The sequence below is a fragment of the Cupriavidus pauculus genome (genome assembly GCF_003854935.1).
Lineage (GTDB): Bacteria > Pseudomonadota > Gammaproteobacteria > Burkholderiales > Burkholderiaceae > Cupriavidus > Cupriavidus pauculus_C.
Genome location: NZ_CP033969.1, coordinates 380,235 through 406,373 on the forward strand (window position 1 = coordinate 380,235; position 26,139 = coordinate 406,373).

The window sequence follows — 26,139 nt, forward strand, 5'->3', positions numbered from 1 at the left end:
TTGGCGGATTAGTTGCGCACCGGCTTGCCCGTCTGCAGCATGCCCATGATGCGCTCCTGCGTCTTGCCCGTGCCGAGCAGGTCGATGAACGCCTTGCGTTCCAGCGCCAGCAGCCATTCCTCGCTGACCAGCGAGCCGGCCTCGACGTCGCCGCCGCAGACCACTTCCGCGATGCGCGACGCGATCAGGAAGTCGTGCGCCGAGATGAAGTTGCCGTCGCGCATGTTCACGAGCGACGCCTGGATCGTGGCGATGCCCGAGCGGCCGGCCACCGGGATCAACTGGCCCGGTAGCGGCGCGCGGTAGCCGGCGTTGGCCAGCGCGCGCACTTCGCTCTGCGCCACGTACAGCAGCTCGTGGACGTTGTAGACGATGGTGTCGGTCGGCTGCACGTAGCCGATCGTCTGCGCGTCCAGCGCCGACGTCGACACCTTGGCCATCGCCGCCGCCTGGAAGCGGTTGGTCAGGAAATTCAGGTAGTTGGTGCTGCCCGCGGCCTGGGCCGCGCGGGCCGCCGCAATGGCCGCCTCCTTGAGGCCGCCGCCGGCCGGCACCAGGCCCACGCCCACTTCGACCAGGCCGACGTAGCTTTCCAGCGCCACCACGCGCCTGGCCGACTGCAGCATCAGCTCGCAGCCGCCGCCCAGCGCGATGCCGGACACGGCGGGCACCACCGGCACCGCCGCGTACTTCACGCGCATCATCGTGTCCTGGAACTTCTTGACGAACGGCTCGATGCCCTTGGCGCCGCCCATCATGAAGGCCGGCATCGCCGCCTCCAGGTTGGCCCCGGCCGAGAACGGGCCGCCCGGCGCGCCCAGTTGCAGCGACGTCGGCTGCCAGACGACCAGGCCCTTGTAGCCGGCCTCGGCCAGTTCCACGGCGCGCACCACCGTGTCGAGCACGTCCGGCCCGAGCGTGTTCATCTTGCTCTTGAACGAGATGATCAGCACGTCATCGGCGCCATCGCTGGTCCAGATGCGGGCGCCGTCGTTCTCCTCGATTGTCTTGCCGGCCTTGCGCGGGTCGGCGGCGTCGGTGCCCTTGAGCGCGGCGCGGAACACCTGGCGCTCATACACGGGCAGCGCGGCGCGCTTGACGAAGCTGTTCGTCGACGGCGACCACGAGCCCTGCGCGCCGTGCACGCCACCGTTGCCGGGCACCGCGCCGTCGAACACCCAGGCCGGCAGCGGCACGTTGGCCAGCGCCTTGCCGGCGTCGATGTCTTCCTTGACCCACTGCGCCACCTGCGTCCAGCCGGCGGCCTGCCAGTCCTCGAACGGACCCGAGTTCCAGCCAAAGCCCCAGCGGATCGCCAGGTCCACGTCGGCCGCCGAACCAGCGATCTGCTCCAGGTAGACCGCGATGTACTGGAACACGTCGCGGAACACGCTCCACAGGAACTGCGCCTGCGGGTTGGTCGATTCGCGCAGCAGCCTAATGCGCTCTGCCGGGTCCTTCTTCAGCATGCGCACGACGATCTCGTCGGCCTTCTTGCCCGCGTCGACGTACTGGCCCGTCTTGGCGTCCAGCACCTTGATGGCCTTGCCTTCCTTCTTGTAGAAGCCGGCGCCGGTCTTCTGGCCCAGCGCGCCGGCATCGACCAGCCCCTTGAGCACGGCCGGCGTCTGGTAGACCGGCGCGAACGGTTCGCCGCCCAGGCCGTCCTGCATCGTCTTGATCACGTGGGCCATCGTGTCCAGGCCCACCACGTCGGCGGTGCGGAACGTGGCGGACTTGGCGCGGCCCAGCTTGGTGCCGGTCAGGTCATCTACGACGTCGAACGGGATGCCGAACTTCTCGGCCTCGGCAAACACGGCCAGGATCGAGAAGATGCCGACGCGGTTGGCGATGAAGTTGGGCGTGTCCTTGGCACGCACCACGCCCTTGCCGAGCGTGGTGGTCAGGAAGGCTTCGAGCCGGTCCAGGATCTCGGGCTGCGTGGCGGCCGTCGGGATCAGCTCCACCAGGTGCATGTAGCGCGGCGGGTTAAAGAAGTGCACGCCGCAGAAACGCGCCTTGAGCTCGGCGTCGAAGCCGTCGGCCAGCGACGTGATCGACAGGCCCGAGGTGTTCGTGGCAAAGATCGCATGCGGCGCCAGGTGCGGCGCCACCTTCTTGTAGAGGTCGTGCTTCCAGTCCATGCGCTCGGCGATCGCCTCGATCACCACGTCGCAGTCCTTGAGCAGCGCGATATCGTCCTCGTAGTTGGCGGCGCGGATCAGCCCGGCCTCTTCCTTGATGCCCAGCGGCGCGGGCGACAGCTTCTTGAGATTCTCGATGGCGCGGGCGGCAATGCCGCTCTTCGGGCCTTCCTTGGCGGGCAGGTCGAACAGCACCACGGGCACGCGGGCATTGACCAGATGGGCGGCAATCTGCGCCCCCATGACGCCGGCACCCAGCACGGCGACCTGCTTGACGATGAAATTGGACATGCGCGCTCCTAGAGTCGTGAGCGTTTGTGGAGAAGATAGGTCTGCCGAAGCCTGACTCCCCTCTCCCGCACGGCGGGAGAGGGGTTGGGGGAGAGGGCCAGCCTCTCAAGATGCGACGGTCGCAACTGGATCCGCCATGCCCTCACCCCCGGCCCCTCTCCCGTGAGACGGGAGAGGGGAGCAAACCCTCAGCGGGTCAGGACAATCAGAACAAATCCGCGTCCAGCGCCATCAGCGTGGCCGAGCCGGCGCGGGCCTTGCGGATTTCGGCGGCGGTCTCGGGCAGCAGCTTGGCGAAGTAGAAGCGAGCCGTGGCCAGCTTGCTCACGTAGAACTTGTCGCCGCTGTCCTGCTTTTCCAGCGCGATCTTGGCCATGCGGGCCCAGAAGTACGAGAAGACCAGGTGGCCCACCACGCGCAGGTACGGCACGGCGGCCGCGCCCACTTCGTCGGGGTTGCCCATCGCCTTCATGCCGATTTCCATCGTCAGCTTCTGGACCTTGTCGCCAATGTCGGCCAGCGGGTTCACGAACTCCTGCATCGCCTCGTTCGTGCCCTCTTCCTCCACGAACTGCTGCACGATCTTGCCGAACGCCTTGAGCTTGGCGCCCATGTCGCCCAGGATCTTGCGGCCCAGCAGGTCCAGCGACTGGATGGTGTTGGTGCCTTCGTAGATCATGTTGATGCGGGCGTCGCGCACGTACTGCTCCATGCCCCACTCGGAGATGTAGCCGTGGCCGCCGAACACCTGCATGCCCTCGTTGGTCGAGGTGAACGCGTTGTCGGTCAGGAACGCCTTGATCACCGGCGTCAGCAGCGCCACCAGGTCGGCGGCTTCCTTGCGCACGGCTTCGTCCGGGTGCGACAGCTCGCGGTCGATCTGCAGCGCCGTCCAGTAGCTGAACGCGCGGCCGCCCTCGGCGTACGCCTTCTGCGTCAGCAGCATGCGGCGCACGTCCGGGTGGACGATGATCGGGTCGGCGGCCTTGTCCGGCGCCTTCGGGCCGGTCAGCGCGCGCATCTGCAGGCGGTCCTTGGCGTAGGCCAGCGAGTTCTGGTAGGCCACTTCGGTTAGGCCCAGGCCCTGCGCGCCCACGCCCAGGCGGGCGGCGTTCATCATCACGAACATGGCGTTCAGGCCCTTGTTGGCCTCGCCCACCAGCCAGCCGCGCGCGCCGTCCAGGTTCATCACGCAGGTGGCGTTGCCGTGGATGCCCATCTTGTGCTCGATCGAGCCGCACTTGATGCCGTTGCGCTCGCCCGGGTTGCCGCTGGCGTCGGGGATGAACTTCGGCACCACGAACAGCGAGATGCCCTTGGTGCCCTGCGGTGCGTCAGGCAGGCGCGCCAGCACCAGGTGGATGATGTTCTCGGCCAGGTCGTGCTCGCCGGCCGAGATGAAGATCTTGGTGCCCGTGATGGCGTACGAGCCATCGGCCTGCGGCTCGGCCTTCGTGCGCAGGATGCCCAGGTCGGTGCCGCAGTGCGGCTCGGTCAGGCACATCGTGCCGGTCCACACGCCCGACACCAGCTTCGGCAGGTAGGCCTGCTTCAGTTCCGGCGTGCCGTGTGCGTGCAGCGCCTCGTACGCGCCGTGGGACAGGCCCGGGTACATCGTCCACGCCTGGCCGGCCGAGTTCAGCATCTCGTACAGCGCGTTGTTGACGACGATCGGCAGGCCCTGGCCGCCGAATTCGGGGTCGCACGCCAGGGCGGGCCAGCCGGCCTCGACGTACTGCTGGTAGGCTTCCTTGAAGCCCTTGGGCGCGCGCACCACGCCGTCGCCCACGTAGGTGCAGCCTTCGCGGTCGCCGGGCTGGTTCAGCGGGAACACCACGTCCGCGCAGAACTTGCCGGCTTCCTCGATAACCTGGTTGATGGTGTCCGCGTCGATGTCCGCGTGCTTGGGCATCGCCTTGAGTTCGGCTTCTGCGCCGAGCAGTTCATGGAGCACGAACTGCATGTCGCGCAACGGTGCGGTGTACTGGCCCATCAAAGACTCCTTGGAGGTTTTCAATGCCGCCACACGCGCATGCCGCACGCCCCCGCGGGGGGCGCGTGCGACCGTTGCCGGGGGCGGCTCAGGTACGGTAAGACTGAATCAGCTTGTTGAGGGCGACCATGGCAAGCTCGGCACTGTCCGGCAGGCGCAGAAAGCGGGCGTCGTGATGCAAGCCTAGTTCAAGGCTGTACATCTCGAACAGCATCAGGCGCGGATCGCAGTCCGCGCGCAAGTGCCCCTCTTCCCGGGCCTGGTCGATCGCACGCATCAGCGCGGCCCGCCAGATCGTGACGCTCTTGACCAGTTCGTCACGTACCGGGCTTTCCGCGCGATCGTCGTACTCGACGGCCCCGCTGATGTAGATGCAACCCGTGGTCACTTCCTGGATGCGCTTTTCCATCCAGCGCCGCACCATCGACCACAGGCGAGGCAGCCCGCGCGGTTCCTGCAGCGAGGGGTAGAACACCTCCTGCTCGAACCGCCGGTGATACTCGCGCACCACTTCCACCTGCAGGTCCTCGCGCGAACCGAAATGCGCGAACACGCCGCTCTTGCTCATCTGCATGCGTTCCGCGAGCAGGCCGATGGTCAGCCCTTCCAGCCCGTCGCGGGACGACAGTTCCAGTGCGGCATCGAGAATCGCCACGCGCGTCATCTCGCCCTTGCGCAAGGGCGCGGGCGCGGCGGCGGATTCAAGACGAACTGACTGGTGTCGCATGGTTTCTCTCCGTTCTCTGCAGCATCCCGAAGGCTGCTGTTCCTGGCCTGACACTGCGTTCGGCAGGCACTGTCGACAGCGAGATTGCCGTCGTAAATGCACGAAGTCTAAGCCAAAAAAGAACGGTCGTTCAGATTATTCTGGCGAGGCCGACTGGCATCAAGTTTTTAATTAGACCGGTGTTTCTAAACACCCGGCGCGCCGCAGCGCAATGCAGCAAAGGCTGAAAAGCGCGCCGATCCGGCGGGTGACGCGGGGGCGCCATGGCCGTGCTGCGGCAGGGCAACATGTTACCGTGAGGCGCCTCAGTAGCGCCCCGTCACACCCGCGATGACGACGCCGAGACGCAACACGTAGTAGGCCGCCCAATTGGCAAATCGCCGCAAACGCGGCAGTCCGGCGTGGGCTTCGGGCATGACCCGCGCGCTGCGCTGGGCCATTGCCGCCTCCAGCCGCGTGCGCAGCGTGCCGGCAAAGGCGGGGTCGTAGACGGCCACGTTGGCCTCGCGGGCCAGCAGCAGGCTGAACGGGTCCATGTTGCTCGATCCCACGGTTGCCCAGATGTCGTCCACCACCGCCACCTTGGCGTGCAGGAAGCTTTCCTCGTACTCGTAGATCTCGACGCCGGCCTCCAGCAGCCGCGCATAAAGCGCGTGGGTGGCGTAATGCTGCAGCCGGTATTCGACCATGCCCTGCAGCAGCAGCCGCACGCGCACGCCGCGCTCGCGGCAGGCCAGCAGCGCACGGCGCATCTTGTGGCCGGGCAGGAAGTAGGCGTTGGCCAGGATCACGTCGTGCCGCGCGGCGCCCAGCGCGTACAGGTATTCGCGTTCGATGGTGCGACGGTTGCGCAGGTTGTCGCGCAGCAGCAGGCTGGCCGGCACCCCGCCCGGCTGCACGTCGGACCGCGCCTGGCGCGCGCCGCGCGTCAGCGTTTCCACTTCGGCAAAGGCGCTGGCGGTCTCGCGCAGGCCCCGGCGTTGTGCGATGCGGAACCAGAGCCGCGCTGACGCCAGCGCGATCTGCGCCACCAGCGGACCCCGCACGCGCACCGCGAAGTCGAAGCGCGGGCCGATCTCGGGCAGATCCACCGGGCCGTGGTTGTGGTCGTCGATGATGTTGATGCCGCCGACAAAGGCGACCTTGCCGTCGATCACGGCGATCTTGCGGTGCAGCCGCCGCAGATGGCGGCGCGCGAACTTGAAGCCGCGCAGCGGGCGGTAGATCTCCAGCACCACGCCGCCGTCGCGCAGCCGCGCCTGCAGGGCGGCCGGCAGGTCGCCTGCGCCAAAGCCGTCCACCACCAGCCGGACGTCCACGCCGCGCTGCGCCGCCGCGATCAGCGCATCGCCGACGCGGGCGCCGACGGCGTCGTCGGCATAGATATAGGTCTCCACCACGACGTGCACGCGCGCCGCGTCGATGGCCTCGATCAGCGCCGGAAAGAACGCCTGGCCGTTGCAGAGCAGGTCGACATGGTTGCCCGGCACCGGGCTGCCGCGGCGGCGCATCCAGTGCAGCACGCGGGCCCGGGCACGGGCGCTGGCGGTGCCCAGGTCCGGCACCGATGCGGGCATCCCCGCCTTGGGCGCGGTGGCCGGCGGCTGGGGGTCTGGCGGTGTGTTGCGGTCGTAGATCCCTGACATGGCTCGATTATCGGCCAACGGGCGGCTCCTGCACATCGCCCGGACCAACTCTGCTATTGTCAGGGCATTCTGACGCCCAAGAGGGAAAGCATTGTGAAGGTATTCGGCATTGCCGGTTCCTCTGGCAGCGGCAAGACGACGCTGCTGGACCAGTTGATCCCCCGCTTCGTGGCCGACGGCCTGCGCGTGGCCGGCATCAAGCACACGCACCACGGCTTCGACCCCGACACGCCGGGCAAGGATTCCTGGCGGATGCGCCAGGGCGGGTGCGAAAACGTGGTGCTGGTCGGCGCGCGGCACCTGACGCTGATGCGCCACTACCCCGAGGACAAGCCGTCGCCCGAGATTGGCGAGGCGCTGGCCGTGCTGCCGCGCGACACCGACCTCGTCATGGTCGAAGGCTACAAGTGGAGCGATTTCCCGAAGCTGGAAATCTACCGGCCCGCCCACGGCAAGCCACCGCTCTGGACCGAGGTGCCGTGCATCGTCGCCGTCGCCACGGACGCCGTGGACGAAGTGGCCGCCAACACCGCGCTGCCGGTCATCGACCTGGCCGACGTCGACGCCATCTACGGCTGGATCCGCGACTACCTGGCGTCGGCCTGACGCCCAGGCCCGGTCAAGCCTCGGGAATCGCCAAGCGGTGGGCCAGTTCGGCCATCAGCGGCACGTGGTCCGAGCGCTCCGCCCATTCGCGGCCCGTCAGCGCCTGCGTCCGCTCGATGTCGAAGCCGCGCACGTAGATGCGGTCGAGCTGCCACCACGGCATGTGGCTCGGAAAGGTATGAATCCGGCCGTTCTTGGCATGGGCCGATTCCACCGCATTGAGCGTGTTGCAGATCTTGCTGTCGAGCTTGTGGTTCCAGTCGTTGAAATCCCCGGCGATGACCAGCGGCGCGCCGTCGGGCACCACCGAGCGCACGCGCTCCACCAGCGCCGTGGCCTGCCGCACGCGGCTGCGCGCGAACAGCCCGAAGTGCACGCAGATCAGGTGCGCCTCCACGCCGTGGATGTCCGCCACCGCGTGCAGCAGCCCGCGCTGCTCGAAACGGTGATCGGAAATATCCAGGTTCTCGGACATCAGGATCGGATGGCGCGAGAGGATCGCGTTGCCGTGATGGCCATGCTCGTACACCGCGTTGCGGCCGTAGACCGAGTGCGGATAGGCGTCCGTGGCCAGGTAGTTAAGCTGGGTATGGTCCGGGTCGAACAGCTCGGCGGCGACCAGACGGTCGTTGCGGTCCTGCACTTCCTGCAGGAACACGATGTCGGCGTCCATGGCCTGCAGCCCGGTGCGCACGCTCTGGATGCGCGGCTTGCCGCTGAACCCCTTCACCCCCTTGTGGATGTTGTAGGTAACGACGCGCAGCTTCATCGTGCCACCTCCCCGGCATCCTCCCGCGCCGCCGCGCGCCACGCCAGCTGGCGTACCGCCTCGGCATTGCTGCGCGAAAAGCAGCGCGCCGCGGCGTCCTGCCAGGGCAGCCACGCGTACTGCAGGTGCTCGCGCGGCGCCAGCGTCACGGGCAGCGGCTCGGGCACGCACAGGCCGAACCAGTGTTCCGTATTGCGCGTGATGCCGGGCGCATAGCGGTGGCGCCACTGCGGGTAGATCTCGTAGTCGATCGTGTGCTGCCAGTCGGTTAACTGGTGCTGGCTGGCGACGATGCCGGTTTCCTCGGCCACCTCGCGGGCGGCGGTGGCCGCCAGCGGCTCGTCTTCGGCATCGAGGCTGCCGGTGACCGATTGCCAGAAGCCCGGCCGGTCGGCTCGCTCGATCAACAGGACTTGCAGGTCTGGCGTGTGAATCACGACCAGTACCGATTCGGGAATCTTGTAGCGCATGGGGCGGTGAAGGCGACAGAACCCAAGCATAGCGCAGCCGCGCGGGCTTGGGCGTCCTCCGCTGTCCGATTACCGCGATGTGGAATCAGGCGATCGTCCGCTCGCCAGGATGGCGCGGCGTCAGGAAATGGCCGCCGTCGGGGCCCGGCGCGGCCATGCCGTCCGGGGTAGCGCCGGGCATGCTGCGCAGCCAGGTATCGAACACCTCCGGCGAATCGCCATGGCCCCAGGCCGCGCGCAGTTGCTGCATCAGCGGCGCCAGCGCCTGCGTGTAGCGCTGCGACGCCACATGGGCATGCTCGGCCAGCGCGTCGGTACTTTCCTGCACCTGGGTGGCCAGTTCGGCCCGTTCCTGGGCGATATCCTTCTCGCGCGTGCCGAGCTGGTTGTACTTCTGGATCAGGAAGCGCTGGTAGTCGCCGGCTTCCACGCCCTGGGCGGCCTGGGCGTTGACCTGCTCGAAGCGCATGACGATGCTGGCGGTTTCCTGCTCGACGTGCGCCGCCTCCGCGCTGAGCTGCTGCAGCGCCTCCTGCAGCCGCAGCGCCTCGCGCCGGTGGGTCTGCAGCCGCGACGCCTCGTCGTCGAACGTGCGCTGGGCGGTCAGGTACGCCTGCACCACCGGCTGCGGCGCCACCACGAGCAGCGGATCGGCGCCACCGGAGCGGCGGCCCGACAGCAGCGCATCCTCGGGCAGGCGCAGGTTGCCGACATCTTCAAGCCAGCGGCCCCGGGCCATCACCGTCGCCACCGTGTCCAGCGCCAGCTTGCGCAGCGCCTCGGCGCGCTGCGCCGCCACGGGCTCCGGCCCCTGGGCGGCGGCGCCGTAGTCCACCACCGGCTGGGCGCCCTGCGCCGCGTGGGCGATGTCAGGCACGCAGGCAGCCACCGTGGTGGCCACCGATTCGGACATGGCCTGCGCCGACTTGCGCACCGCGCGGCGCAGCTCGAAGCGCGCCAGCAGCATCATCAGCAGGCCGGCCACGAGCCAGGTCAGTATGGTTTCGGCATGGGCCAGCAGGAAGGCCCGGATCGTTTCCGCATCGAGTTGCAGCATGGTGGTTTGTCCTCCCGCGTCACGGCCGGCCTTTCGGGTGGGCAAGCATCGCGCGCATCAGGCAGAAAGACATCATGCGGCGCCGCTTCGTTCCGGGTGGTAACAAATGGAAACGCATCCTTGCGCCGAAAACAAGAAAGCCGCGCTTTCGCGCGGCTTTCGATGCCGGAACCGGAATGATCCGGTTTGGCGACGCCGGTCAGGCGGTCGTCTTGGGCTCCTGCGCGCGCAGGCGGATATGCAGTTCGCGCAGTTGCTTCTCGTCGACGGCGCTCGGGGCCTGGGTCAGCAGGTCCTGGGCGCGCTGCGTCTTCGGGAAGGCGATCACGTCGCGGATCGAGTCGGCGCCGGCCATCATCGTCACGATGCGGTCCAGGCCGAACGCCAGGCCGCCGTGCGGCGGCGCGCCATACTGCAGCGCGTCCAGCAGGTAGCCGAACTTGGCCCGTGCCTCCTCGTCGCCGATCTTCAGCGCGCGGAAGACCTTGCTCTGCACGTCCTCGCGGTAGATCCGCACCGAGCCGCCGCCCATTTCCCAGCCGTTCAGCACCATGTCGTACGCCTTGGCGATGCACTTGCCGGGGTCGGTTTCCAGGTACTGCAGGTGCTCGTCCTTGGGGCTCGTGAACGGGTGGTGCATCGCCACCCAGCGGGCGTCTTCCTCGTCGTACTCGAACATCGGGAAGTCGATCACCCACAGCGGCTTCCAGGTGTCCTCGAACAGGCCGGTGCTCTTGCCGAACTCCGAATGGCCAATCTTCAGGCGCAGCGCGCCGATGGCGTCGTTCACGACCTTGGCCTTGTCGGCGCCGAAGAAGATGATGTCGCCGTCCTGGGCTTCGGTGCGCTTCAGGATCTCGGCAATCGCCGCGTCGTGCAGGTTCTTGACGATCGGCGACTGCAGGCCGTCACGGCCCTTCGCCACCTCGTTGACCTTGATCCAGGCCAGGCCCTTGGCGCCGTAGATGGCCACGAACTGCGTGTAGGCGTCGATCTCGCCGCGCGAGATGGCATGGCCGCCCGGCACGCGCAGGCCGACCACGCGGCCGTTCTCGCTGTTGGCCGGGCCCGAGAACACCTTGAAGTCGACGTCCTTCATCACGTCGGTCAGCTCGGTGAATTCCAGCTTGACGCGCAGGTCGGGCTTGTCCGAGCCAAAGCGCGCCATGGCCTCGCGGAACTCCATGACCGGGAACTTGGCGTCCAGGTCCACGTCGATCGCGTTCTTGAACACGGTGCGCATCATGTCCTCGAACAGGTCGCGGATCTCCTGCTCGGTCAGGAACGACGTCTCGCAGTCGATCTGCGTGAATTCGGGCTGGCGGTCGGCGCGCAGGTCCTCGTCGCGGAAGCACTTGGTGATCTGGTAGTAGCGGTCGAAGCCCGAGACCATCAGCATCTGCTTGAAGATCTGCGGCGACTGCGGCAGCGCGAAGAAGTGGCCCGGGTTCACGCGGGACGGCACCAGGTAGTCGCGCGCGCCCTCGGGCGTGCTCTTGCCCAGCATCGGCGTCTCGATGTCGATGAAGCCCTGGGCGTCCAGGTACTTGCGCACTTCCATCGCCACCTTGTAGCGCAGGCGCAGGTTGTACTGCATCTGCGGGCGGCGCAGGTCCAGCACGCGGTGCGTGAGGCGCGTGGTTTCCGACAGGTTGTCGTCGTCGAGCTGGAACGGCGGCGTGACCGACGGGTTCAGCACGGTCAGCTCGTGGCACAGCACCTCGATCTTGCCCGACGTCAGGTTGGCGTTCTCGGTGCCGGCCGGGCGCGGACGCACCTTGCCCACCACGCGGATGCAGAACTCGTTGCGGATTTCCTCGGCCGCCTTGAACATCTCCGGGCGGTCCGGATCGCACACCACCTGCACCAGGCCCTCGCGGTCGCGCAGGTCGACGAAGATCACGCCACCATGGTCGCGGCGGCGCTGCACCCAGCCCGTCAGGGCCACTTCCTGGCCGGTCAGTTGTTCGGTCACCAGACCGCAGTAGTGTGTACGCATGGAAGACATAGGAGAGAGTCCCTGTAAGACGCGGCACGCCGGGCGCGCCGCGCGAGAATCAGTTGGTATGGGTGTCGGCAACTTCGTCGGCGGCGGTCACGGCGTCGGCCGGGCGGCCCTCGCCGTTCCTGCGCGGCAGCTCCGTGGGCGCCACGACGCCCATCGACACGATGTACTTGAGCGCCGCGTCGACGCTCATGTCCAGCTCGATGGTGTCGGCCTTCGGCATCATCAGGAAGAAGCCGGAAGTCGGGTTCGGCGTGGTCGGCACGTACACGCTGACGTATTCGCCTTGCAGGTGATTCTGCACGTCTCCGCCCGGTCGCCCGGTCAGAAATGCAATGGTCCACGATCCCTCGCGCGGATACTGCACCAGCAGCGCCTTGCGGAATGCGTTGCCGGACGACGACAGCAGCGTGTCCGACACCTGCTTGACACTGGTGTAGATCGGCCCGACCACGGGGATATGGCCCAGCAGCGCCTCCCACCAGCGCACCAGCCGCTGCCCGATGAAGTTGTGCGTCAGCACCCCCACCAGCAGGATGAACAGCAGCGTCAGGATGGCGCCCAGCCCGGGGATGCGGCGCCCGAACAGGTTTTCGGGCTGCCACGCCAGCGGCAGCAGGGCCATGCTCTGGTCCATCGTGCCGATGATCAGGTTCAGCACCCACAGCGTGATGCCCAGCGGCACCAGGACGAGCAGCCCGGTCAGGAACCAGGTCTTGATGGCGGACGTTTTCTTGGTAGCCACGGTGTGCCCGGCACTCAGTGGCTGGCGCTCGAGCCGGCGCCGCCGCCGGACGGGGCGGCCGATGCCGTGGAGGAAGCCGGGGCGGTGCCCGCCGACGCGGCCGGGGCGGCCGACGCGCCGTCAGCGGCCGGGGCGTTGCCCGAAGCCGTGGCGCTGGTGCCGCCGCTGCCGCCGCGGAAATCCGTCACGTACCAGCCCGAGCCCTTGAGCTGGAAGCCGGCCGCGGTCAGTTGCTTCTTGAAGGTCCCGGCGGCGCCGCAGGATGGGCAGTCCGTGAGCGGGGCATCGCTCATCTTCTGCAGCACATCGCGCCCGTGGCCGCAGGCGTCGCAACGGTAGGCATAGATCGGCATGGTTCTTTCGTGGAATCTGAACGTAAAACGGGTAGATGGCAGCGCCGCCCCGGATCGACAAGGGTGCGGACCCAAAAAAACGGCATGCGCGGCGATGCAAAGCCTCGGATTATAAACCGTCGGCGGGGCGTCTACCGGGAGGAAATGGGGGCTTTCGGGGGCGTAATCGTCGCGATGCCGTCCCGCCACTTAAAAGTTAAGCAATATGCACTTCTCGGACCTGCGGCCGGTCGCTGATCCACTGCGGTAGCAGCGACCCGAACACCATGCCGCCGATCGAGAACAGCAGGCCAACCATCTGCGGCGGCACCGTCGCGTCGGCAAAGGCGACCTCGCAGGTCAGCCACGACGTCAGCCCCAGGATGATGGCCAGCAGGCCGCCCTGCCGCGTGGCCGGCTTCCAGAACAGCCCGAACGCCAGCGGCACGAACGCCGACACCAGCGTCACCTTGTAGGCGTTCTCGACCATGTGGAAGATCGACAGGTGCGAATTCAGCGCGAACAGCGTGACCAGCGTCGTGAACACCAGCACCACCGCCTGCATCACGCGCAGGAACTGCTTGTCGCTCAAGTGGCGGAAATACGGCCGCAGGATGTTCTCCGCGAACGTCACCGACGGCGCCAGCAGCGTGGCCGACGCGCAGCTCTTGATGGCCGACAGCAGCGCGCCGAAGAACATGACCTGCGCGAACATCGGCGCGTGGGTCAGGATCAACTGCGGCAGGATCAGTTGGGAATCGGAATTGATGTATTTCTCGACCATCTGCGGGTCGATCATCGTGGCCGAATAGGCCAGGAACATCGGGATGAACGCGAAGAAGAAGTACAGCACGCCGCCCAGCACCGACGCGCGCCCGGCGATCTGCTCGGTCTTCGACGACGTGACGCGCTGGAACACGTCCTGCTGCGGGATCGACCCCAGCATCATCGTGAACAGCGCCGCCGCAAACCCGATGATCTGCACCAGGTCCAGCGACGGCAGGAACTCGAACTTGCCCGCCGCAGCCGCGTGGGACACCACGGCCGACACGCCGCCGGCCTGGCCGCTCACCTCGTAGCCGATATAGAGCAGGCCGATCACGATGATGATCATCTGGATGAAATCGGTCACCGCCACCGACCACATGCCGCCGAACAGCGTATAGACCAGCACGCTGGCCGCGCCGATCATCATGCCGGCGTCCTGCGACAGCGCGCCGTCGGACACCGTGTAGAACACCAGCCCCAGCGCCTTGATCTGGGCGGCCACCCAGCCCAGGTACGACACCACGATGCACAGCGTGGTCAGCACTTCGGCCAGGCGCCCGTAGCGGTTGTGATAGTAGTCGCCGATCGTCAGCAGGTTCATCCGGTACAGCGGCCGGGCGAAGAACAGGCCCACGAGGATCAGGCAGAGCGAGGAGCCAAACGGGTCCGAGACCACGCCGGACAGCCCTTCCTTGAGGAACACGGCCGGGATGCCCAGCACGGTCTCAGAGCCGAACCATGTGGCAAACACCGTGGCGGTGACGATGTAGAACGGCAGGCTGCGGCCGGCCACGGCAAAGTCGGCGGTGCCCTTGACGCGCAGCGCCGCCCACAGGCCGATGCCGACCGAGATAACCCAATAGGTGATGACGAACCAGATCAGCATGCCGCTGCCCTATCCCAATGTGCCAGAGATGCCCTGGAGGCGAAAAACCGAATGCCGGCCGGTGGCCTGGGATGTCCCGGGCCGACTCCGCCCGGAGTCCAATTCATCGGTCGGGGCCGCGGGCGCCCTGGAACGGGCAGAGGCGGTCGTAGCCGAATCAAAACGCGGATTATAGCGACGGAGACTTTTCCGGTCGAAAAAAATTCCCAGACAGCCGCCAAATGCACGAATTCGTGCACAAATGTGTTGTTTGCGGGATTTTCGCTACCAGTACCCGGCCCAGGCCATCGCCTGGACGATCACGATGCCGGCCAGGAAGCCACCCATCAGCAGCAACGCCGTGGACAGCCGCCGGTTGGTCCGCCGTTGCTCGATCACAAGCTGGGCCAGCAGCCGTTCCTGCTCGCCGTTGCCCTGCAGCGCCCGGCGTTCCAGGAACTGGTGGGCCAGGCGCGGGAAGTCCGGCAGCATCTTGGCCCACTGCGGCGCCTCCACCTTGACCCGCTCCCAGGCGCCCTTCCAGCCCACCTGCTCGTACATCCACCGTTCCAGGAACGGCTTGGCGGTCTTCCAGAGATCCAGGTCGGGATCGAGCTGGCGGCCCAGCCCTTCGATATTGAGCAGCGTCTTTTGCAGCAGCACCAGTTGTGGCTGAATCTCCACATTGAAGCGGCGCGAGGTCTGGAACAGCCGCATCAGCACCATGCCCAGCGAGATTTCGCGCAGCGGCTTGTCGAAGTACGGCTCGCAGCAAGCGCGCACGGCCGACTCCAGTTCCTCGACGCGTGTCTCGGCCGGCACCCAGCCCGACTCCACGTGCAGCAGCGCCACGCGGTGGTAGTCACGCCGGAAGAAAGCGATGAAGTTCTGCGCCAGGTAGTTCTTGTCGAATTCGGACAGCGCGCCGACGATCCCGAAGTCCAGCGCGATGTAGCGCCCGAACGTCTCCGGCTGCACCGACACCAGGATGTTGCCCGGATGCATGTCGGCGTGGAAGAAGCCGTCGCGGAACACCTGCGTGAAGAAAATCTCGACGCCTTCCTCGGCCAGCTTGTGCATGTCGACGCCAGCGGCCTTCAGCGACTCCGTCCGCGAGATCGGGATGCCATGCATCCGCTCCATCGTGAACACGGTGCTGGTACACCAGTCCCAGTACACCTCGGGCACGCACAGCAGCTCGCTGTCGGCAAAGTTGCGGCGTAGCTGGCTGGCGTTGGCCGCCTCGATCATCAGGTCCAGTTCGTCATGCAGGTACTTGTCGAACTCGGCCACCACCTCGCGCGGCTTCAGGCGCCGGCCGTCGACCCAGACCCGCTCCAGCCACGTGGCCATGTCGCCCATCAGCGCCAGGTCGCTGTCGATGACCGGCAGCATGCCCGGCCGCAGCACCTTCACGGCCACCTCGCGGCCATGGTTCGGCCCGCCGCGCAGCGTGGCAAAGTGCACCTGGGCGATGGACGCGCTGGCCACCGGTTGCAGCTCGAAATTCTCGTACAGGTCGCCCAGCGGCCGACCCAGCGACTTCTCGATGATCTTCACCGCCAGCGCCGAATCGAACGGCGGCACCTGGTCCTGCAGCTTGGCCAGTTCGTCGGCGATGTCGGGCGGCATCAGGTCGCGCCGGGTGGACAGCACCTGCCCGAACTTGACGAAGATCGGGCCCAGCGCGGTCAGCGCCAGCCGCAACCGCTCGCCGCGCGGCTGCTCCAGCTTGCGGCCGATGGTGATGACGCGAACCAGAAACTTGATGCGCCGGCTCTTGAAACCGGACAGCACGAGTTCGTCGAGCCCGTAGTACAGGACGACGAAGATGATCTTGCAGAGACGCAGCAGGCGGGTCATTCGGGATGTTCAGGTGGCAGCGCCGCGCGGGGCGGCAACGGGGGACGGCATGGCGGTTAGCGGTGGGCCGACGGGAGCGAGCCCGGCGCGTGATCCCCCTGTCCGCCCCCGCGTTCCAGGCGTTCCAGCCGTTTTTCGAGCCGCGCCAGGTCGTCGCGCAGCCGTGCCACATCGGCGCCGAACCCGTCGAGCGCGGAATGCCGCACCAGGGTCGGCTGTTCGTCCAGCAGGTATTCGGTCACATTGTCGAGCAGGGCCCGGCCAACGCGGGTGGCGCTTTCATGCGCCTGGCGCGCGCCGTCCACCACGCGCTGCGCCACGCTATCGCTGATCGGGCCGCCCATCACGCCACGCAGCGCGCGCGACAGGTCTTCGGCCGCATCCCAGCGCAGGTTGCGCGCCAGCGTCGACACCGCATTGGCCAACTCGGCGTCGCCGTCTATCCGCACATGGCGCATCGCGGCGGCCTGGCCGCCCTCGGCCACGTCGGCCACCACCAGCGGCCATTGCTGCAGCGGCACGATCAGCGTCACGGCCGCCACCTCGGACTCGGCCGCCCGCTCGATGCAGCCCTGATCGGTGATCCGCAGCGACAGCGCAAACGCGGCGGCATCGAACCGGATCACGCGGCCGGCAAACGGGGCCAGCAGGCTGCAGGCCCATGGCTCCTGTTCGATCAGGTGATTCAACGCGGCGACGATCGGCGCGGCCAGCGGTGAGGGCAAGGCGTTCATGGCGTCGGGTATCCGGGCAGTGCTGCCCAATAAAAAAGGCCCACGCTTACGTGGGCCTCCATTCTAAGCTACTCGGCCGCCGCTTCATGTCATCCATGCGCCGACGGCCCAGACGCCACTCAGGATTCCTGCTGGATGCCGGCCAGCAGCCAGCCGCCGTCGCCGGACGCCGACTTGGCCAGGTTCCACACCTCGCCGAACGGCTGCGCCGGCTCGCCGGCGGTCTCGCGGATCATGCCCGAGAAGCGCACGCTGGCAACGTGCTGCGACGGCGTCGACTCGATGCCGAGCAGCTGGGCTTCCAGCGTGACGACGTCGGTCTTGTTGACGGCCACTCCGCGGTCGGACAGGTCCATCTTGATCTCGGCAAACATTTCCGGCGTGGTGAATTCGCGGATGTCGTCGAGGTTGCCGGCATCCCAGGCGGCCTGCAGGCGGACGTAGTGAACCTTGGCATTGCGCAGGAACGCTTCGGTATCGAAGTCGGCCGGCACGCCCCACGGCTGCTGCACCGTTGCCGCCGCGGCACCCGCGGCCGCGCCACCCATCACGGGGTTGGCCGCCGCGCCACCGTAGCCACCGGCCGGCTGCACCGGTTCGGCCTGGCGCAGCGTCGGTTCGGTGTTGCGCTCCATGCCGCCAAACGGCGAGTTATTGCCCTGGCTGTTGCCCATGCCGGCATAGGCCGGGGTCCGCGACCGGGCCGCGCCGCCGCGGAACTTGCGGATCAGCCAGAACGCGATCATGGCGATGATGGCGATCAGGATGGCGTTGGCCAGGAAGCTGGCCGCCGCGCCACCCAGGCCGAAGTGCGACAGCAGGTAGCCAAGACCCAGGCCGGCTGCCAGGCCGCCGAGCATGCCGCCCCAGTTACGCTTCGGGGCGGCCGCGGCTGCCGTGCCGGCGGCGCCGGCCGTGGCCGGTGCGGCCTGCTGCGCGGGCTGCTGGGCCGGCGCGGTCTGTTGCGGCGGCGTGGCCTGGCGCTGCTGCGTCACCGTCGACGATTGCTTGCCGACGCTGCGCGACCCGCCCAGGCGTTTCGCGTTGGCGTCCAGCGCTGCCCCCAGGGCCAGCGTCGCCATCAGCGACACGGCCAGGAATTTTCCACGAAAAGAAGACATTTTTAGCTTTCCCCTGTCATTTCCGGCCTATGCGGCCGAACATGGCGAATTAGTACTTTCTCCCGACGTGGAGCGCCACGACTCCGGCCGTCAGATTGAAGTATTCGACTTGTTCAAGCCCGACTTGTTCCATCAAGCGTACAAGTGAACCCTGGTCCGGATGCATTCTGATCGATTCCGCCAGATAGCGATAGCTCGGGGCATCCCCAGCCACGCGCTGGCCCAGCCAGGGGAGCACCTTGAAGGAATAGATGTCGTAGAACTTCTCCAGCGGTTTCCAGACCTTGGAGAACTCCAGCACCATCACCTTGCCGCCCGGCTTGACCACGCGGCGCATCTCGGCCAGCGCCCGGTCCTTGTGCGTCATGTTGCGCAGGCCGAACGCCACGGTCACCAGGTCGAAGTAGTTGTCCGGAAACGGAATCTTCTCGGCGTCGCACAGCGCCACGGGCGTCACCACGCCCTTGTCCAGCAGGCGGTCGCGGCCCACGCGCAGCATCGACTCGTTGATGTCCGTGAGCCAGACCTCGCCCCTGGGGCCGGCCTGCCGGGCGAACGCCTTGGCCAGGTCGCCCGTGCCGCCGGCGATGTCCAGCACCTTGTGCCCGGGCCGCACGTTGGCCTGGGCGATCGTGAACATCTTCCAGACCCGGTGCATGCCGCCGGACATCAGGTCGTTCATCACGTCGTACTTGCCGGCCACCGAATGGAACACGCCGGCGACCTTGCCAGCCTTTTCCGTTTCGTCGACCTTCTCGAACCCGAAGTGGGTTTCGCTCATTCTTGGACTCCAGGTGCTTGATTCAGTGATGATGGCCGCAGGCGTGGCCGCCAGCCGCCGGCATCGGCGCGTCGCGGTCCAGCCCGGCGGCTTGCAGCCGCTGCAGGTAGCCAGTCCACAGCGATTCCTGCTGGTCGCCCAGGCGGTACAGCAGTTCCCACGTGTAGATGCCGGTGTCGTGGCCGTCGTCGAAACGGATCTGGATCGCGTAGTTGCCCACCGGCTCCACGGCGGCGATGCCGACGTGGCGCTTGCCGGTCTGCAGCGTTTCCTGTCCGGGCCCATGGCCCTGGACTTCGGCGGAGGGCGAGTATACGCGCAGCAGCTCGAACGGCAGCCGCCAGGTGCGGCCATTGTCGAAGCCGATTTCCAGCACGCGCGATTGCGTGTGGACGGTCAGCGCGGTGGGATGAGGAGTGTCTTTGTCCAGGCCAGCCATGATCAGGAGTGCCGCGCCGCCGGCCCGGCTCCAGGGGCGGTGCCGGCGTCGTCACGCGTCTTGTACGACCCGATAGCTTACTCCACCCCCCTCGCCTTGCCCATCCCGCGGCCCGCCGCCACTTTCGTCGCGGGCGCCGTTGGCCGGGCCGGCCGCCGGCACGTAGCGCAGGCGCCGGTTGTGGAAGGCGGCCACCGTGCTGCGGTGCGCAATGCTGACGATGGCCGCGCCGGGCAGCGCATCGACCATCAACTGGTACATGGCGCGCTCGGTGTCCTCGTCCAGCGCGCTGGTGGCCTCGTCCAGGAACAGGAAGTCGGGCTTCTGCAGCAGCGCCCGGGCGAAGGCCAGCCGCTGCTGCTCGCCGGGCGACAGCCGCAGCGACCAGTTGTCGAAGACGTCCAGATGCCGCGCCAGGAAGCCTAGCTGCGCGCGCCGCAGCACGTCGGCCAGCGTCTCGCGCGAATGGGCGTTGCCGGCGTCCGGGTAGGACAGCGCATCGGCCAGCGTGCCGATCGGCAGGTAGCTGCGCTGCGGCAGGAACAGCGTGCGGCGCGCCGGCATCGTGATGCGGCCGCACCCGTAGGGCCAGATGCCGGCCAGCGCGCGGAACAGCACGCTCTTGCCGCAGCCCGACGGGCCGCTTACCAGCCAGCGCTCGCCCGGCGCGATCGACAGCGAGAACGGCGCCACCAGCGGGCGCATGCCGGGCTGGCCGGCGCCTTCCACGCCCTCGCCGGCCACGCCTTCGTCGTCCACGCCAAACCCGCCGCGCACCGGCAGCGCCAGCGCCAGCCCGCTGATGGCGATGCCGGCATCCGCGCCGTCGGTGGCCGTCACCACCTCGATGTCGCCCGGGCCCTCGTGCGTCAGGTCCTGCCGCTCGGCCACGCGCATGGCTTCCTGGAAGTCGATCAGCCGGTTGGCGGCCGCCTTCCAGCCCACCAGCGTCGCGTAGCTGTCGACGAACCAGGACAGCGCGCCCTGCACCTGGCCGAATGCCGAATTAATCTGCATCAGGCCGCCCAGCGTCAGCTTGCCCGAGAAGTAGCGCGGCGCGGCCACCAGCAGCGGGAAGATGATCGCGAACTGGCCGTAGCCCGAGTTCACGAACGTCAGCCGCCGCGTGTAGCGCATGAGCTGGTTCCAGTTGGCCCGGATCCGCTCGAAGCGGGCGCGCAGGCCGCCTTCCTCGGTCGGCTCGCCGCGGTAGAGCGCCACGGGCTCGCTGTTCTCGCGCAGCCGCACGAGCATGAAACGGAAATTCGCCTCGTACTGTTCCTGCTGGAACGACAGGCCGATCAGCGGCCGGCCGACGAAGTGGGCGATCAGCGAGCCCACCACGGCGTACCCGATCGCAAACCAGACCATGTAGCCGGGGATGGTCACGTCGACGCCGCCGAGCACGAAGCTGATGGGCCCCGACACCACCCACAGGATGCCGATGAACGACACCAGCGTGACCACCGAGTTCAGCAGCCCCATCGACAGCGTCAGCGCGCCGTCGGTGAACTGGCGCAGGTCGTCGGCCAGCCGCTGGTCGGGGTTGTCGGTCGAATGGGTCTGTTCGATGCGGTAGTACGCCTGGTGGCCCAGCCAGCGCCGCAGGAACGTGCCGGTCATCCACGTCCGCCAGCGCATCTGCAGCATCATCTGGTAGTACTGGCGCGAGATGGCCAGCACGATGAAGCAGGCCGCGATCCACGAGAACCGCAGCAGCAGCGCCTTGAACGACACGAAGTCGCGCTGCTCGATGGCGTTGTAGAACACGCGGTTCCACTCGTTGAGCAGCACGTTGATGTAGACGATGCCCAGGTTCAGCGCCACGACCAGCGCCAGCAGGCCCAGCCCGGCCTTGCGGTCCTCGGAGCGCCAGTACGGCTTGATCAGCGCCCAGGTGGCCGCCAGGCGCAGCCGGCTCTGGTTCTTCAGGGCCTCGGCGGGGACGGCCGGGCCCGGCACGGTAACGGACGAAGGGGTGGAAGACATGGCGCCAGCGGTTGGCCCGCCGCCGACGGCCGGCGGGCATGTTGTTGTTCGACCGGTGTCAGACGTACCGCCACCGGGGCGGGTTCCTCGCCTGACGGCTACGGCACTTTACCAAGGACGGCGTCAGTCGGCAGCGCCCAGCGCGGACAGGGCCGCCCGCAGCGTGGGCAGCCGCGTCTGCAGCTCGGCAATGCGCGCCGCGTCGGCGTTGCGCTGCGGCGCGGCCCAGACCGCTTCGGGAAAGTGAGTGTCCCAGCGGTAGCGCGGGATGATGTGCCAGTGCAGGTGCGGCACCATGTTGCCGAACGCCGCCAGGTTGACCTTGTCCGGCCCCATCACCTCGCGCACCACCCGCTCCACGCGCGCCACCAGCCGCATCAGCCAGGCCTGGTCGGCCTCGTCGAGGTCGGTCAGCTCGGCCGCGTGGTCGTTCCAGACCACCCGGCAGAACCCTGGAAACCGTTCCGCCTCCACCAGGATCACGCGGGCGCGGTCGCCCATCCAGACCAGCTCGCCGCCGTCGGTTTCGCAGAGGGGACAGGAGGGCAGTCGGTGCATGGTGGTCGGCCTGGGGATGTGGATGGTTGGCGCCCCTCTCCGCCGAGCGGGCGAGGGGCGTTGAGACGGCGCGGACGGACGTTGCCGCGTTACACCAGCACCCGCTCGATCCCGCCCGCGTTGGCCTTGGCCACGTACTCGGGCATCCAGTTCTCGCCCAGCAGGTGCCTGGCCATTTCCACCACGATGTAGTCGGCGGTGACCGCGGCGTCCTCGTTGTAGCGCGACAGGCCCTGCAGGCACGACGGGCAGCTCGTCAGGATCTTGACGTCGCCGTTGAAGTCGTCGGCGCGCAGCTTGCCGGCGCCCTTGCGCATTTCCTCTTCCTTGCGGAAGCGGATCTGCGTCGACACGTCCGGCCGCGTCACGGCCAGCGTGCCCGATTCGCCGCAGCAGCGGTCGTTCTTCTCGATCTTGCCGCCGCCCTGGTTGCCGCCCATCAGGTCGTTGACCAGCCTGGTCGGGTCCATCGTCTTGATCGGCGTGTGGCAGGGGTCGTGGTACATGTACCGCGTGCCGGTCACGCCTTCCAGCTTCACGCCCTTTTCCAGCAGGTACTCGTGGATGTCGATGATCCGGCAGCCCGGGAAGATCTTGTCGAACTCGTAGCCGGCAAGCTGGTCGTAGCACGTGCCGCAGCTCACCACCACGGTCTTGATGTCGAGGTAGTTCAGCGTATTGGCCACGCGGTGGAACAGCACGCGGTTGTCGCTGACCATCTTCTCGGCCTTGTCGTACTGGCCGGCGCCGCGCTGCGGGTAGCCGCAGCACAGGTAGCCCGGCGGCAGCACGGTCTGCACGCCCACGTGCCACAGCATGGCCTGCGTGGCCAGCCCCACCTGCGAGAACAGCCGCTCCGAGCCGCAGCCCGGAAAGTAGAACACGGCCTCGGTCTCGGGCGTGGTCAGCCTGGGGTCGCGGATGATCGGGACGATCTCGTTGTCTTCGATGTCCAGCAGCGCCCGGGCCGTCTTCTTGGGCAGGTTGCCCGGCATCTTCTTGTTGATGAAGTGAATCACCTGCTCCTGCACCGGCGGCTTGCCCACCGTGGCAGGCGGATGCTGGGTCTGCTTCTTCGCGAACTTCTTCAGCACCTCGTTGCCCAGGCGCTGGGCCTTGTAGCCCACGCCCATCATGGCCGTGCGGGCCAGGTTGATGGTCTGCGGGTTGGTCGCGTTCAGGAAGAACATCGACGCCGCGGCACCGGGGTTGAACTTCTTCTGGCCCATCTTGCGCAGCAGGTTGCGCATGTTCATCGACACGTCGCCAAAGTCGATCTTGACCGGGCACGGCGTCACGCACTTGTGGCAGACCGTGCAGTGGTCGGCCACGTCCGAGAACTCGTCCCAGTGCTTGATCGACACCCCGCGGCGCGTCTGTTCCTCGTACAGGAACGCCTCCACCAGCAGCGACGTGGCCAGGATCTTGTTGCGCGGGCTGTACAGCAGGTTGGCGCGCGGCACGTGCGTGGCGCAGACCGGCTTGCACTTGCCGCAGCGCAGGCAGTCCTTGACGCTGTCGGCAATGGCGCCGATGTCGCTCTGCTGCATGATGATCGACTCGTGCCCCATCAGCCCGAACGACGGCGTGTAGGCATTGCGCAGGTCGGCGCCGGGCAGCAGCTTTCCCTTGTTGAAGCGGCCCTGCGGGTCCACGCGCTGCTTGTACGCGCGGAATTCGCCAATCTCGTCTTCGGTCAGGAATTCGAGCTTGGTGATGCCGATGCCGTGCTCGCCGGAGATCACGCCGTCCAGCGACCGCGCCAGGTCCATGATGCGGGCCACCGCGCGGTGCGCGTCCTGCAGCATGTCGTAGTCGTCGGAGTTGACCGGGATGTTCGTGTGGACGTTGCCGTCGCCGGCGTGCATGTGCAGCGCCACGAAGACCCGGCCGCGCAGCACCTGCTTGTGGATCTTCTGCGCCTCGTCCAGGATGGGCTTGAACTCGCCGCCGTTGAAGATCTTGCGCAGCTCGGCGCGGATCTCGCTCTTCCAGCTCACGCGGATCGTGCGGTCCTGCATCAGGTGGAACACGGCCGCGTCCGGCTGCACCTGCAGCCGCTGCTCGAAGGCCGGCCCCAGCAGGCCCAGCCCGTGGCCGATCAGCGACGCGCGGGCCGTCTGCAGCGGCGTGTCCAGGTGGTCCTGCAGGTAGCGCCAGCGGGCGCGGATCTCGCGCAGCAGCGTCAGCGCGTGCTGCACGCGGTCTTCCAGCAGCTCGGCGCTGGGAATCTCGTTGGCGTCGTCGCTGCGGCCCAGCGGCAGGTTGCCGCGCGCAAAGAACGCTTCCAGCTCGTCCACGAGCTTGAGCTTGTTCTTGACCGACAGCTCGATGTTGATGCGCTCGATGCCGTCGGTGTACTCGCCCATCCGCGGCAGCGGAATCACCACGTCCTCGTTGATCTTGAACGCGTTGGTGTGGCGGGCGATGGCCGCCGTGCGCGAGCGGTCCAGCCAGAACTTCTTGCGCGCCTCGGGGCTCACGGCAATGAAACCCTCGCCGCTCTTGCCGTTGGCCATGCGGATGACCTCGGACGTGGCGCGCGCCACGGCGTCCTCGTCGTCACCGACGATGTCGCCAATCAGCACCATCTTCGGGAACGCATTGCGCTTGCTCTTGGTGGCGTAGCCCACGGCGCGCAGGTAGCGCTCGTCCAGGTGTTCCAGGCCGGCCAGGATCGCCCCGCCCTCGCGCTTGGACTCGCTGTCCAGGAAGTCCTTGATCTCGACGATGCTCGGAATGGCGTCGCGCGGCTGGCCGAAGAACTCCAGGCAGACCGTGCGGATGTGCTTCGGCATGCGGTGCAGGATCCAGCGCGCGCTCGTGATGATGCCGTCGCAGCCTTCCTTCTGCACGCCGGGCAGGCCCGCCAGGAACTTGTCCGTGACGTCCTTGCCCAGCCCTTCCTTGCGGAACTTGCGGCCCTCGATGGCCAGCGTCTCGGTGCGCAGCACCTTTTCGCCGGGCCGGCGGTTGCCGTCCGACCACGTCAGTTCGAACGTCGCCACGGCCACGTCGTGGATCTTGCCGAGGTTGTGGTCCATCCGCGTGATTTCGAGCCAGTTGCCCTCGGGATCGACCATGCGCCACCACGCCAGGTTGTCCAGCGCCGTGCCCCACAGCACCGCCTTCTTGCCGCCGGCGTTCATCGCCACGTTGCCGCCGATGCACGACGCATCGATCGACGTCGGGTCCACTGCGAACACCAGCCCGGCCTTGTCGGCCGCGTCGGCCACGCGGCGCGTCACCACGCCGGCGCCCGAGTAGATCGTGGCCACCTTGTGGTCGACGCCCGGCAGGTCGGTCATCTCCACGTCGCCCAGCTGTTCCAGCTTCTCGGTGTTGATCACGGCCGAGAACGGCGTCAGCGGCACGGCGCCGCCGGTGTAGCCCGTGCCGCCCCCGCGCGGAATGATCGTCAGGCCCAGTTCGAAGCAGCCCTTGACCAGCCCGGCAATCTCTTCCTCGGTGTCGGGAGTCAGCACCACGAACGGGTATTCCACGCGCCAGTCAGTGGCGTCGGTCACGTGCGACACGCGCGACAGGCCGTCGAACTTGATGTTGTCCTTCTGGGTCACCTTGCCCAGCACGCGCTGGGTGCGCTTGCGCAGCGCGTAGGCATCGGCAAATTCCTGCTGGAACGCCTCGATCGCCTGCTTGGCGAATGCCACCAGCTGCTCCACGCGGTGCGAGCGGTCCTCGGCGGCCGGCTCGGCGTGCTCGGCACGGTCGGCGGCGCGGCGTTTCTCGATCTCGGCCAGGCGGTGGTGCAGCGCGCTCACCAGCATCTGGCGGCGCTTGGGATTTTCCAGCAGGTCGTCCTGCAGATAGGGATTGCGGCGGACTACCCAGATGTCGCCCAGCACCTCGTAGAGCATCCGCGCCGAGCGGCCGGTGCGGCGCTCGCCGCGCAGTTCGTGGAGGATGCGCCAGGCTTCCTCGCCGAGCAGACGGATGACAATCTCGCGATCCGAAAACGACGTGTAGTTATAGGGGATCTCGCGCAGGCGCGGCGGGGCGTCCTGCGCTGCGAGCTTGGCGTCGAGCACGAGTGGGGCATTCATGGGCGGGACCGCTTCGAAACTGCGCACGGGGACAGTGCGCGTTTTTCATTAAAGCGCGATTGTACTGCACCGCTTCGTTTTGCTGCGCCGCACCATCGGCGTTTCGGGCCAATAACCCCGGAATTTGTCAGGAATCGCGCGCGGATTGCATGCAATTCCCGACTTCCGGCGC

At 67.4% G+C, this 26,139-nt stretch carries 20 protein-coding genes; 1 reads left to right on the top strand and 19 read right to left on the bottom strand.

The features are described 5' to 3' along the window. Positions 1-8: 8 nt before the first annotated feature. The 4 genes from EHF44_RS03460 to clsB form a co-directional block, all read right to left on the bottom strand. Entirely contained in the window at positions 9-2,435 is a 2,427-nt protein-coding gene (locus tag EHF44_RS03460; protein WP_124682457.1) for a 3-hydroxyacyl-CoA dehydrogenase/enoyl-CoA hydratase family protein, read from the bottom strand. Positions 2,436-2,640: 205 nt separating this feature from the next. After that, positions 2,641-4,428 (bottom strand): acyl-CoA dehydrogenase C-terminal domain-containing protein, encoded by a 1,788-nt coding sequence (locus EHF44_RS03465; protein ID WP_124682458.1) that lies wholly within the window; start codon positions 4,426-4,428, stop codon positions 2,641-2,643. An 88-nt stretch (positions 4,429-4,516) separates the two neighbouring features. Then, entirely contained in the window at positions 4,517-5,107 is a 591-nt protein-coding gene (locus EHF44_RS03470; protein WP_026035162.1) for a TetR/AcrR family transcriptional regulator, read from the bottom strand. A gap of 353 nt (positions 5,108-5,460) precedes the next feature. Next, a complete protein-coding gene (clsB, locus tag EHF44_RS03475; RefSeq protein ID WP_253700033.1) occupies positions 5,461-6,732 on the bottom strand; it encodes a cardiolipin synthase ClsB in 1,272 nt (423 codons plus the stop codon). A 162-nt stretch (positions 6,733-6,894) separates the two neighbouring features. On the opposite strand from clsB, the gene mobB reads away from it, so the two are divergent. Then, complete coding sequence (gene mobB / locus EHF44_RS03480) at positions 6,895-7,407, top strand: molybdopterin-guanine dinucleotide biosynthesis protein B (protein WP_124682460.1); 513 nt, start codon at positions 6,895-6,897, stop codon at positions 7,405-7,407. Positions 7,408-7,420: 13 nt separating this feature from the next. Here mobB and EHF44_RS03485 read toward each other — a convergent pair whose 3' ends face one another. The 15 genes from EHF44_RS03485 to EHF44_RS03555 all read right to left on the bottom strand — a co-directional run bounded on the left by EHF44_RS03485 (position 7,421) and on the right by EHF44_RS03555 (position 25,967). Beyond that, positions 7,421-8,176, bottom strand: coding sequence for an endonuclease/exonuclease/phosphatase family protein (locus EHF44_RS03485; RefSeq protein ID WP_124682461.1), 756 nt, complete (start codon positions 8,174-8,176; stop codon positions 7,421-7,423). Beyond that, positions 8,173-8,646 (bottom strand): dihydroneopterin triphosphate diphosphatase, encoded by a 474-nt coding sequence (gene nudB, locus EHF44_RS03490; RefSeq protein ID WP_124682462.1) that lies wholly within the window; start codon positions 8,644-8,646, stop codon positions 8,173-8,175. The genes EHF44_RS03485 and nudB overlap by 4 nt, the downstream gene beginning before the upstream one ends. A gap of 85 nt (positions 8,647-8,731) precedes the next feature. Next, a complete protein-coding gene (locus tag EHF44_RS03495) occupies positions 8,732-9,703 on the bottom strand; it encodes a hypothetical protein (protein ID WP_409559020.1) in 972 nt (323 codons plus the stop codon). 199 nt (positions 9,704-9,902) lie between these two features. After that, on the bottom strand, positions 9,903-11,711 hold the full coding sequence (gene aspS, locus EHF44_RS03500) for an aspartate--tRNA ligase (protein ID WP_124682463.1): 1,809 nt from the start codon (positions 11,709-11,711) through the stop codon (positions 9,903-9,905). Between the two features lie 49 nt (positions 11,712-11,760). Then, complete coding sequence (locus EHF44_RS03505; protein ID WP_124682464.1) at positions 11,761-12,453, bottom strand: DUF502 domain-containing protein; 693 nt, start codon at positions 12,451-12,453, stop codon at positions 11,761-11,763. Between the two features lie 14 nt (positions 12,454-12,467). Further along, entirely contained in the window at positions 12,468-12,806 is a 339-nt protein-coding gene (locus tag EHF44_RS03510) for an FmdB family zinc ribbon protein (RefSeq protein ID WP_124682465.1), read from the bottom strand. Between the two features lie 196 nt (positions 12,807-13,002). Then, positions 13,003-14,439 carry a sodium:solute symporter family protein gene (locus tag EHF44_RS03515; protein ID WP_124682466.1) on the bottom strand — a complete coding sequence of 479 codons (1,437 nt, stop codon included), beginning with the start codon at positions 14,437-14,439 and terminating at the stop codon, positions 13,003-13,005. A gap of 264 nt (positions 14,440-14,703) precedes the next feature. After that, on the bottom strand, positions 14,704-16,281 hold the full coding sequence (gene ubiB / locus EHF44_RS03520) for a ubiquinone biosynthesis regulatory protein kinase UbiB (RefSeq protein ID WP_124682467.1): 1,578 nt from the start codon (positions 16,279-16,281) through the stop codon (positions 14,704-14,706). A gap of 56 nt (positions 16,282-16,337) precedes the next feature. Then, a complete protein-coding gene (locus EHF44_RS03525) occupies positions 16,338-17,015 on the bottom strand; it encodes a ubiquinone biosynthesis accessory factor UbiJ (RefSeq protein ID WP_124682468.1) in 678 nt (225 codons plus the stop codon). 119 nt (positions 17,016-17,134) lie between these two features. Further along, complete coding sequence (locus EHF44_RS03530) at positions 17,135-18,136, bottom strand: Tim44 domain-containing protein (protein WP_124682469.1); 1,002 nt, start codon at positions 18,134-18,136, stop codon at positions 17,135-17,137. Between the two features lie 49 nt (positions 18,137-18,185). After that, on the bottom strand, positions 18,186-18,917 hold the full coding sequence (gene ubiE / locus EHF44_RS03535; RefSeq protein WP_124682470.1) for a bifunctional demethylmenaquinone methyltransferase/2-methoxy-6-polyprenyl-1,4-benzoquinol methylase UbiE: 732 nt from the start codon (positions 18,915-18,917) through the stop codon (positions 18,186-18,188). A gap of 22 nt (positions 18,918-18,939) precedes the next feature. After that, a complete protein-coding gene (locus EHF44_RS03540; protein WP_124682471.1) occupies positions 18,940-19,356 on the bottom strand; it encodes a gamma-butyrobetaine hydroxylase-like domain-containing protein in 417 nt (138 codons plus the stop codon). A 51-nt stretch (positions 19,357-19,407) separates the two neighbouring features. Beyond that, positions 19,408-21,345 (bottom strand): ABC transporter ATP-binding protein/permease, encoded by a 1,938-nt coding sequence (locus EHF44_RS03545; protein ID WP_124682472.1) that lies wholly within the window; start codon positions 21,343-21,345, stop codon positions 19,408-19,410. A gap of 123 nt (positions 21,346-21,468) precedes the next feature. Next, the gene (locus EHF44_RS03550) at positions 21,469-21,903 is read right to left on the bottom strand and encodes an HIT family protein (RefSeq protein ID WP_124682473.1); all 435 of its coding nucleotides are present in this window, start codon (positions 21,901-21,903) and stop codon (positions 21,469-21,471) included. An 89-nt stretch (positions 21,904-21,992) separates the two neighbouring features. Beyond that, complete coding sequence (locus tag EHF44_RS03555) at positions 21,993-25,967, bottom strand: DUF3683 domain-containing protein (protein ID WP_124682474.1); 3,975 nt, start codon at positions 25,965-25,967, stop codon at positions 21,993-21,995. Positions 25,968-26,139: the final 172 nt, after the last annotated feature.